This window comes from Achromobacter sp. D7-1 (assembly GCF_059760445.1).
The window spans coordinates 1-8,753 of the sequence record NZ_JCBAMT010000145.1 but is presented as its reverse complement, the minus strand read 5'-3'; the positions used below and the strand labels follow the sequence as shown (position 1 = coordinate 8,753).

Sequence of the window (8,753 nt, the reverse complement as noted above, 5' to 3'; positions counted from 1 at the left end):
CCCTTGCCGCGCGGCGTCGACGAAGTGGCGGCCCTGCTGGCGCTGGACCCGGCAGTGCGCAGCGAGCTGCGCCGCACGATGACGGTGCTGCCCGTCGCCACCAGCGTCAACGTCAATACCGCGCCCGCCGAAGTGCTTGCGGCGCTGGCGCCCGGCCTGTCGCTCAGCCAGGCCCGCTCCCTGGCGGGCGAGCGCGACCGCGGCAACTGGTTCAACAATGCCGGCGATTTCGCCAACCGCCTGGCCGGCGCGGGCGTCAAGACGCCCCCGCCCACTGTGGTCACCACCAGCGGCTGGTTCCTGGCCAGCGGCATCGTGGCCTACGAGCGCGCGCGCATCTCCATGCAGGCGCTGCTGCGCAGCTCGCCGCCCGCCGCCCCCGACACCTTATGGACTAGAGAAATTCCTTGAAGAACCTACTGCGCATCGCGCTGCCGCCGCTGGACGAGTTCGGTGCCGGCTCTCTCCTACCGTATGCCTGGTTTGACCGGCGCGGCCGCTGCGCGCGCCAGGGCGAACTGACGCTCGAGGCCATCGGCCATGCCTATCCCCATGCCGCCTGCGAGGCCGTGCTACATCCCGCCGACGTGATCGCGGCCAGCGTGCAAATCCCCGCGGTGGCACGCGCCCGCTATGCGGCCGCGGTGCACAGCGCGCTGGAGCCGCTGGTGCTCAGCGACCTGGATACGCTGGCCATCGGCCATGGCCCGCGCGCCGCGGACGGCAGCGTCCCGCTGGCCTGGGCCGCGCGCGAACCCGTGCGCCGCGCCTGGAGCCTGTTGAATGCCCAGGGCTTGCGCGCGCACGCGCTGATTGCGCCGCAAACCCTGGGCGCCGACAGCACGGCGCCGCTGCGCGACCCTGCCGACCCGCGCTGGCAGGCGCCCACGCCGTCGTGGTCGCTGGCCATGCCCCAGCTGGCGCCGGCCCGCGTCTCGGCCTGGCGCCCCGTCTGGCGCTGGGGCGCCGCCGCCGCGCTGGTGTGGATAGGCGGGCTGGACCTGTACGCCTCGCAACTGCAATCGGAAACCGACGCCCCGCGCGAGGGCATGCGCGCGCGGGGGCTCGCCGCCTTTCCCGACCTGCCGGTGGTGCTGGACCCGCCGCGCCAGGCGCAGCAGGGCCTGGACGCGCTGCAGGCCAACCGGGGCGCGGCCAACGCCGCCGACTTCCTGCCCCTGGCGCGCGCCGCGGCCCAGGCCCTGCCCTTCGCCGCCGACAAGGTGGCCCGCCTGGGCTACGCCGAACAGGCGCTGACTCTACAGCTGGCCGAGGCCGGCGAGCAGTCCCAGCGCGTGGCGGAAACGCCCGCGCTGATCCAGCAAGCCGCCGCCCTGGGCCTGAAGCTCGAACGCGGCGATAACGACAACACCTGGCGCATCGTGCGCGCGCAACCATGAAACTCCCGCAAGCCCTGCATGCCGCCAGACAGTCGCTGGCCAAGACCCTCGCGCCCGCCCTGGCGCGCGCCGGCCGGCGCTATCAGGCGCTGGCGCCGCGCGAACGCCGGCTGGTCACGGCCGCCGGCCTGCTGCTGGGGTCGGCGCTGGTGTTCGTCACGCTGATCGAACCGCCCTTGAACACGCTGCGCAAGCTGCAAGCCGAATTGCCTGCGCTGCGCGGCCAGGCGGCCACGGTCGCCGACCTGACCGCGCAGGCCACGGCCTTGCGGCGCAAGTCCGCCGCCCCGGCAGGCGCCATGCCCAGCGCAGCCGAACTCGCCGCCTCGCTGGAACGGGCCGGGCTGTCGCCGGAACTATGGACGCTGGGCGAGCCCGAGGGCGGTCCCGGCGTGCTGCTGACCCTGAAACAGGCGCCGTCCTCGACCTTGCTGCGATGGCTGGATGGGGCGGCGCGCGATTGGGGCCTGGCGGTCAAGGAGGTGGAACTCAGCCGCGCCGCCAACATCAACGGGCGGCCGCTGCCCGGCCTGGTCAACGGCAAAGTGAACTTGATGACCCCGCAAGCGCCGGAGCGCGGCTGAGATGTCAGGCTTCCGGCTTTCCAAACGTTCCGCCGCATTGCTCCTGGCTGGCGCCGCCTGTGCCGCCGCGGCAGCCGTCACGGTCTTGCCCGCGCGCTGGCTGCTGGCCGTGCTGCCGGACAAAGCACCGGTCGCGCTGGCCGACGCCAGCGGCACCTTGTGGCGCGGCAGCGCCTGGATCGCGCTAGGTCCACCCGGCGCGCGACGCATGCTGCCGCAGCCGGTGCAATGGCAATGGCGCTGGGACGCGCTCGCCCTGGATATCTCGCATCCCTGGCTGCAAGGCCCCTTGCGCGCCACGCCCCGCTGGAACGGCGTATCCGTGCCGGCCCAATCGCTGCGCGCGCCCGCTTCCATCCTGTCCGCGTTGGGCGCGCCATGGAACACCATCGCGCCCCAGGGCACGCTGGAAATCCGCTGGCAGCCGCTGCGGCTGGGCGCTGCTCTGCCGGCCGGCCCCGTGGCTGAACTGCGCTGGCGCAATGCCAGCACCGCGCTGACGCCGGTGGCGCCCGTGGGGTCGTATCTGCTGCGGGTGCAAGGCGGCAAGTCCGGCGCCACACTGGCCTTGAGCACCGAAAGCGGGCTGCTGGACGTCACCGGCCAGGGCAGCGCGGGCGGGCGCGGCGGCCTGAAGTTCCAGGGGCAGGCAACCTACGCCGGCTCCGCGCGCGAGGCCGACCGTGCGGCGCTGGATGGACTGTTGTCGGCGCTGGGCAGGCGTTCGGGGGATGTTGCGACTTTCGGGAGCTGATTTCGAGGCGTCTCGCCCAGCTAGATAATGTACGTTATTATGTACAAATATCTAGCCCAAGGAGCCAGCCATGGCCATCTCGTCCGCCGATGTGATTCCGCTGTCCCAAGCCCGGGCCAATCTGTCCGAACTGGCCGATCAGGTCAAGTCCGGGGCTGAGAAAATCATCACCAAAAATGGCGAAAGCTACGTTGCCCTGATCGACGCCGAACGATTGGACTACTACCACCGGCTGGAGCAGGAACGCATCCACTTGCTGCTGATCGACGACGCCAGCCGGGGCCTGGCCGATGTTTCGGCCGGCAAGGTCAAGGATGCGTTAAGCACAGTGTCCGCCCTCAAGCGCCGCCGCGCGGCCAAGGCCGCCCGCTGAACCACGGCCAGGCATCGTGACCACCAAACTCGCCGTCAAACTCACGGCCAACTTCGAGCACCAGCTTGAGGAAATCGAAGCCTTCCTCACCGAGGCCGGGATGCCACGCGCTTTCGACGCGCTGCTCGACGAGCTGGCCGAGGTGATCATCCCGAACCTTTCGGCCTTTCCCGACATGGGGCGCTTATTTCTTGGACGGCCCCAACACTCGGTGGAGGTCGCCAATGGCGCGGCCCGCTTGGCCAAACAGCTCAGCGCGCTCGGCAAGGACGCGGAGTTGCGCGAGTATGTGTCCGCGCACTACCTGATGCTTTACGCCAGGATCAAGAACCAGATCTACCTGCTCTCGATCCGGCATCACCGCCAGCTTTCCTTCGATTTTCCGGATCGCTGGCAGGCATAGCACCTAGGCGTCCCGCGTGACCCGCAGGATCTCCTCCGGCGAGGTCTGCCCGCTGTCGACCCAGCGCTGCCCGTCCTCGCGCATGGTGCGCATGCCTGACGCGGCGGCCGCGCGCCGCAGTTCGCGTTCGTCACGCCCTTCGTGGATCAGCCGGCGCGCCTCGTCGTCGACCGTGAAGAGTTCGTGGATGCCGGAGCGCCCGCTGTAGCCCGTATGGTTGCAGGCGTCGCAGCCCACCGGGTGGAACACGCGCGCGCCGTCCTGCATGGCGGGTTTCTTGCAGGACGGGCAGAGCTTGCGCACCAGGCGCTGCGCCAGCACGCCCAAGAGCGACGAGGCCAGCAGGAAAGGCTCGACACCCATGTCGGTAAGCCGGGTGACGGCGGACACCGAGTCGTTGGTATGCAGCGTCGCCAGCACCAGGTGGCCGGTCAGCGAGGCTTGCACCGCGATCTGCGCGGTCTCCAGGTCGCGGATTTCGCCGATCATGATGACGTCGGGGTCCTGCCGCAGGATGGCGCGCAGGGCCAGCGCGAAGCTCATGTCGATCTTGGCGTTGACCTGCGTCTGGCTGATGCCGGACAGGTCGTATTCGATTGGATCCTCGACCGTGAGGATATTGCTGGTGGACGCGTCCAGGCGGCTCAGCGCCGCGTACAGCGTGGTGGTCTTGCCGCTGCCGGTCGGCCCCGTTACCAGCACGATGCCGTGTGGCTGGCGGATCAGGCGGTCCAGCTGGGCCAGCACGCCCGCGTCCATGCCCAGCTTCTCCAACTGCAGGCGCCCGGCCTCCTTGTCCAGCAGGCGCAGCACGGCGCGTTCGCCATGCCCGGTGGGCAAGGTGGAGACGCGCACGTCTATCGGCCGCCCGCCCACGCGCAGCGCGATGCGGCCGTCCTGCGGCAGGCGTTTTTCGGCGATGTCCAGGTGCGCCATGATCTTGATGCGCGAGATCAGCGCGGCATGCAGCGCCTTGCGCGGCGACACCACGTCGCGCAGGGTGCCATCGACCCGGTAGCGCACCACCGAGTGGGTCTCGAAGGGTTCGATGTGGATGTCGCTGGCGCCGTCGCGCGCCGCCTGCGCAAACAACGCGTTGATCATGCGGATCACGGGCGCGTCGTCCTGGGCCTCCAGCAGGTCCGCCACTTCCGGCATGTCCTGCATCAGGCGGTCCAGGTCGATCTCGTTCTCGGCCACGCCCATGACCGAGGCCGCGTCTTCCGAATGGCTGTAGGCCGCGGTCAGCAGGGTTTCCAGCGCCTCGTCCTCGATCTGCGCGAGCTCGATGTCGCCGTGGCAGCGCCGGATCTCGCGCACCGCCCATTCCGGCGTGCGCGGACTGACGGTCAGCCGGGCCTGGCCGCCGCGCAGCGACAGCACCGCGCGCTGCGCCCGGGCCCAGGCATAAGGCAAGGGGTGCGCGCTCATAGCAGCGTATCGGGATCCACGGCCACGCTATGCATCAGCGTGCGCGACACGCGGATGGCCTCCGAAGCGTCGCGCGCGGACTCCGTGCCGGGATACTGGCGCACCGCGAAGGACTGGGCCGTGACCGGCGCCGGCCGGCGCAGCGTTTCGGCCTGCTGTTCCGGGCGGAGGTCGTAGGCGTTGTTGGACACCGAAGGCGCGGAGCCCGGCGGCGGCAGCATCGGCGCCTGCATGTCTGGCAGCGCCCAGTGCTGGCCTGGCTGCACCGCCGCCTGCGCACGGCGCATATAGTCGTAGCGGTCCATGGTGACACCAGCCGTGCGGTTGGCGTCGCGCACCACGTAGGGGCGCAGGAACACCATCAGGTTGGTCTTGGTGCGCTTGCGCGAATCGTAGCGGAACAGCGAGCCGATCACGGGCAAGGATCCCAGCAGCGGCACGCTGTTGGTGGAAAGCGTGACGTTGTCTTCCAGCAGGCCGCCCAGCACGATGATCTGGCCGTCGTCTATCAGCACGCTGGTATCGATGGCGCGTTTATTGGTCACGATGCCGGTGGTGGCGTTGGAGCGGCTTTCGTCGATGCTGCTGACTTCCTGGTAGATGTCCAGCTTGACCGCGCCGCCTTCGGAAATCTGCGGGCGGATGTTCAGCTTCAGGCCCACGTCCTCGCGTTCGATGGTCTGGAACGGATTGGTGCTGCCGTTGCTGCCCGAGGTCACGTACTGCCCGGTCACGAAAGGCACGGTCTTGCCCACCAGGATGCTGGCCGACTGGTTGTCCAGCGTCAGCAGGTTGGGCGTGGACAGGATGTTGGCTTCGCCGGTGTTCTCCATCGCGCGCGCCAGCACGCCCAGGTTGATCACCTTGTTGCCCAGCACGTCGACGGTGCCCTTCACCACCCCCAGGGTCAGGCCGCTGCCGATGCCGTCGATGGTGGTCGGGCCCTTGCCGGTGATGCCGCTGCCGCCCAGGTTGGTGCCGCCGATGAAGCTGGTGCCGTCGCTGTTGATGTTGCCGGCGCCCGTCATCCACTGGATGCCGAACTCCGCCGCCTTGGCCTCGCTGACTTCGACGATCAGGCTTTCCACCAGCACCTGGGCGCGGCGCTGGTCGAGCTGGTCGATGACCTCGCGCAGGCTGCGGTACAGCGGTTCGGGGGCCGAGATGATGAGCGAGTTGGTGGCCGGATCGGCCTGGATGGTGGCGCCGCCCGCCGAATACGAGACGGCCTGCGTGCTGTTGTCTTCCCGCGAGATGCGTTCCTGCTCGCCCGACAGTCCGCCCTTGTTCGAACCGGACATGCCGGCCATGCCCTGGCCCGCCTGGGCAGCCATGCCCGCCGCCGCGTTCTGCGTGCGCGCGCCGCCCTGGGGGCCCGTGCCGCCACTGGCGCCGCCCGTGGCGCCCGGCGCGGAATTCGCCTGTCCGGTCAGCAGCCCGCCCAGCACTTCGGCGATGCGCGTGGCCTGCGCGTTACGCATGTAGACCACGTGCAGGTTGCCGGCGCGGTTCTGCTGCGCGTCCAGCTTCATGATCAGGTCGCGCGCCAGGCGCGTGCGCGCCGGACTGCCGGAGCGCACCAGCACGCTGTTGCTGCGCGGATCGGCCACCACGGCGATGCGCTGCGTGGGGTCGCTGCTTTGCGTGTCCAGCAACTGCGAAGCGAGGATGGCGAGGTCGGTGGCGATGGCCGAACGCACCGGCACCACGTCCGTGTCGATCGAGCTGGGCACGTCGATGCGGGCGATGACCTGGGCGATGCGCTCCAGGTTGTCGGCATAGTCCGTGACCACCAGCGTGTTGTTGCCGGGATAGGCATTGATGGGGTTGTTGGGCGGCACCATGGGGCGCAGCACCGGCACCAGATTGGCCGCGTTCTCGTACTTCAGCGGGAACACGCGGGTCAGCATTTCGCCACTGCTGCCCTTGGCGAATGCGGAGACTGGCACCGGGCCGCGGCCCGCGCCGCCGGCCGGCGCGCCGCCCACCGCTTGCGCGGGGCGGCTATTTCCCACAACGGCGCTGCCCTGCAGCTTGGCGTCGGCCTCGGGCACCACGCGCGTCACGCCATCGACGTCAACGATGGCGAAACCCTGCAAGCGCAGCGCGCCCGTCAGCATGGACAGCGCCTGCGCGCTGTCCACCGGCCGATCCGACACCAGCGTGAGCTTGCCCTTGACGCGCGGATCCACCAGGAAGTTGCGCTGCGTGAACAAGGACAGCGCGCGCAGCACGGCGGGAATGTCGGTGTCGACGAAATTCAGACTGACGCGATTGTCGGTCTGTTGAGCGTGAACCGTGCTGGCCGCGGGTCCGAGCTGGCTTGCGGCGAGCAGTACCGCAAGGCTGAATTGCGCAATGTGACGCATGACGGGATAGGTGCCTGAAACGTGAAATCGTGTGAAAAAACGTGAAAGCGCGTCGGAGTATACGTGGTGACAGTGCAACACTACGGTCATAATCCGCAGGCATCGTAGCGGCCTTGAAACCCTTTAAATTCGGGGCTTTGCGCGTTTTTCAAACGCGCGCGGCCGATGCTTTCCAGATGCCTTCCTTCCGCTACGAAGCCACCGACGCCTTGGGCAAGATCGTGCGCGGCACGATCGACGCCGACAGCGAGCGCGGCGCCCGCAATCAGCTGCGCGGGCGCGGGCTGCTGCCGCTGTCTACCTCCCTCGCGGCGCGCGCCGAAGGGTTCGGCGCCGCGCTGCGCACGCGCCTGTCGGACGCCGACCTGGCCTGGCTCACGCGCCAGCTCGCCAGCCTGCTGGCCGCGAGCCTGCCGCTGGACGCGGCCCTGAGCGCCACGCTGGAACAGGCCGAGAAAAAACACATCGCCGCCGTCCTGGGCGGCGTGCGCGACGACGTGCGCGCGGGCCATAAGCTGTCGACCGCGCTGGCGGCGCGGCCGCGCGATTTCCCCGAGATCTACCGCGCGCTGATCGGCGCCGGCGAGGAATCGGGCGATCTCGCGCAGGTGATGGAGAAGCTGGCGGACTACATCGAGGAACGCAACGCCTTGCGCAGCAAGGTGCTGACCGCGTTCATCTATCCGGCGGTGGTGGCCTGCGTGTCGGTGATCATCGTGATCTTCCTGCTGGGCTATGTGGTGCCGCAGGTGGTGTCGGCGTTCAGCCAGGCCAAGCAGGAGCTGCCGCTCTTGACGCGCATCATGCTGGCGCTGTCGGACTATGTGCGCGAATGGGGCGTGGCCACTGGCGCCGCGCTGGCGGCCGCGGTCGCGTTGTGGCGTTACGCGTTGCGCGCGCCCGCGGCGCGGCGCGCCTGGCATGCGCGCGTGCTGCGGCTGCCCCTGGCCGGGCGTTTCGTGCTGGGCGTGAACGCCGCGCGCTTCGCGTCCACGCTGGCGATACTTTCAGGCAGCGGCGTAGCGCTGCTGACGGCGCTGGAGGCCGCGCGCCGCACCCTGGGCAACGACGTGCTGCGCCAGGCAGTGGATGAAGCCTCGGCGCGCGTGCGCGAAGGCGCGCCGCTGTCGGCGTCGCTGGGCGCTCAAAAAGTATTTCCGTCGCTGCTGGTGCATCTGATCGCCAGCGGCGAGAAGACCGGCCGCCTGCCCGAGCTGCTGGACCGCGGCGCGCAGAACCTGTCGCGCGACCTGGAGCGGCGCGCCATGGCCATGACGGCCCTGCTGGAGCCAGCGCTGATCCTGCTGATGGGGGGATTCGTGCTGCTGATCGTGCTGGCGGTGATGAGCCCGAACCTGGGAAAGAATCAGCTGATTCGTTAAGCGCGGAAATGATTTGTGGGTGTTGGGGCAGCATGAACCTTTCTGCCCCCGTCTCTT

General features: G+C 69.3%; 9 protein-coding genes. 7 read left to right on the top strand and 2 right to left on the bottom strand.

Features of this window, described 5'->3' with window-relative positions; all coding sequences use genetic code 11:
* From AC6LKD_RS32030 to AC6LKD_RS32005, 6 genes are all read left to right on the top strand, one after another.
* Positions 1-411 (top strand): type II secretion system protein GspK (locus tag AC6LKD_RS32030; RefSeq protein WP_498118496.1); only part of this gene is annotated, 411 nt, incomplete at its 5' end.
* Positions 408-1,400 carry a type II secretion system protein L gene (locus AC6LKD_RS32025; protein ID WP_498118495.1) on the top strand — a complete coding sequence of 331 codons (993 nt, stop codon included), beginning with the start codon at positions 408-410 and terminating at the stop codon, positions 1,398-1,400. The genes AC6LKD_RS32030 and AC6LKD_RS32025, both read left to right, overlap by 4 nt.
* On the top strand, positions 1,397-1,984 hold the full coding sequence (locus AC6LKD_RS32020; RefSeq protein WP_498118494.1) for a type II secretion system protein M: 588 nt from the start codon (positions 1,397-1,399) through the stop codon (positions 1,982-1,984). Before AC6LKD_RS32025 ends, AC6LKD_RS32020 begins: the two co-directional genes overlap by 4 nt.
* A gap of 1 nt (position 1,985) precedes the next feature.
* Entirely contained in the window at positions 1,986-2,738 is a 753-nt protein-coding gene (gene gspN, locus AC6LKD_RS32015) for a type II secretion system protein N (protein ID WP_498118493.1), read from the top strand.
* A 70-nt stretch (positions 2,739-2,808) separates the two neighbouring features.
* Entirely contained in the window at positions 2,809-3,111 is a 303-nt protein-coding gene (locus AC6LKD_RS32010; RefSeq protein WP_013393300.1) for a type II toxin-antitoxin system Phd/YefM family antitoxin, read from the top strand.
* A 16-nt stretch (positions 3,112-3,127) separates the two neighbouring features.
* Entirely contained in the window at positions 3,128-3,514 is a 387-nt protein-coding gene (locus AC6LKD_RS32005; RefSeq protein WP_013393299.1) for a type II toxin-antitoxin system RelE/ParE family toxin, read from the top strand.
* A 3-nt stretch (positions 3,515-3,517) separates the two neighbouring features.
* On the opposite strand, the gene gspE is transcribed toward AC6LKD_RS32005, so the two are convergent.
* Both gspE and gspD read right to left on the bottom strand, forming a co-directional pair.
* A complete protein-coding gene (gspE, locus tag AC6LKD_RS32000; RefSeq protein ID WP_013393298.1) occupies positions 3,518-4,945 on the bottom strand; it encodes a type II secretion system ATPase GspE in 1,428 nt (475 codons plus the stop codon).
* Positions 4,942-7,314 carry a type II secretion system secretin GspD gene (gspD, locus tag AC6LKD_RS31995; RefSeq protein ID WP_498118492.1) on the bottom strand — a complete coding sequence of 791 codons (2,373 nt, stop codon included), beginning with the start codon at positions 7,312-7,314 and terminating at the stop codon, positions 4,942-4,944. Before gspD ends, gspE begins: the two co-directional genes overlap by 4 nt.
* Positions 7,315-7,490: 176 nt before the next feature.
* On the opposite strand from gspD, the gene gspF reads away from it, so the two are divergent.
* The gene (gspF, locus tag AC6LKD_RS31990) at positions 7,491-8,696 is read left to right on the top strand and encodes a type II secretion system inner membrane protein GspF (RefSeq protein ID WP_498118491.1); all 1,206 of its coding nucleotides are present in this window, start codon (positions 7,491-7,493) and stop codon (positions 8,694-8,696) included.
* Positions 8,697-8,753: the final 57 nt, after the last annotated feature.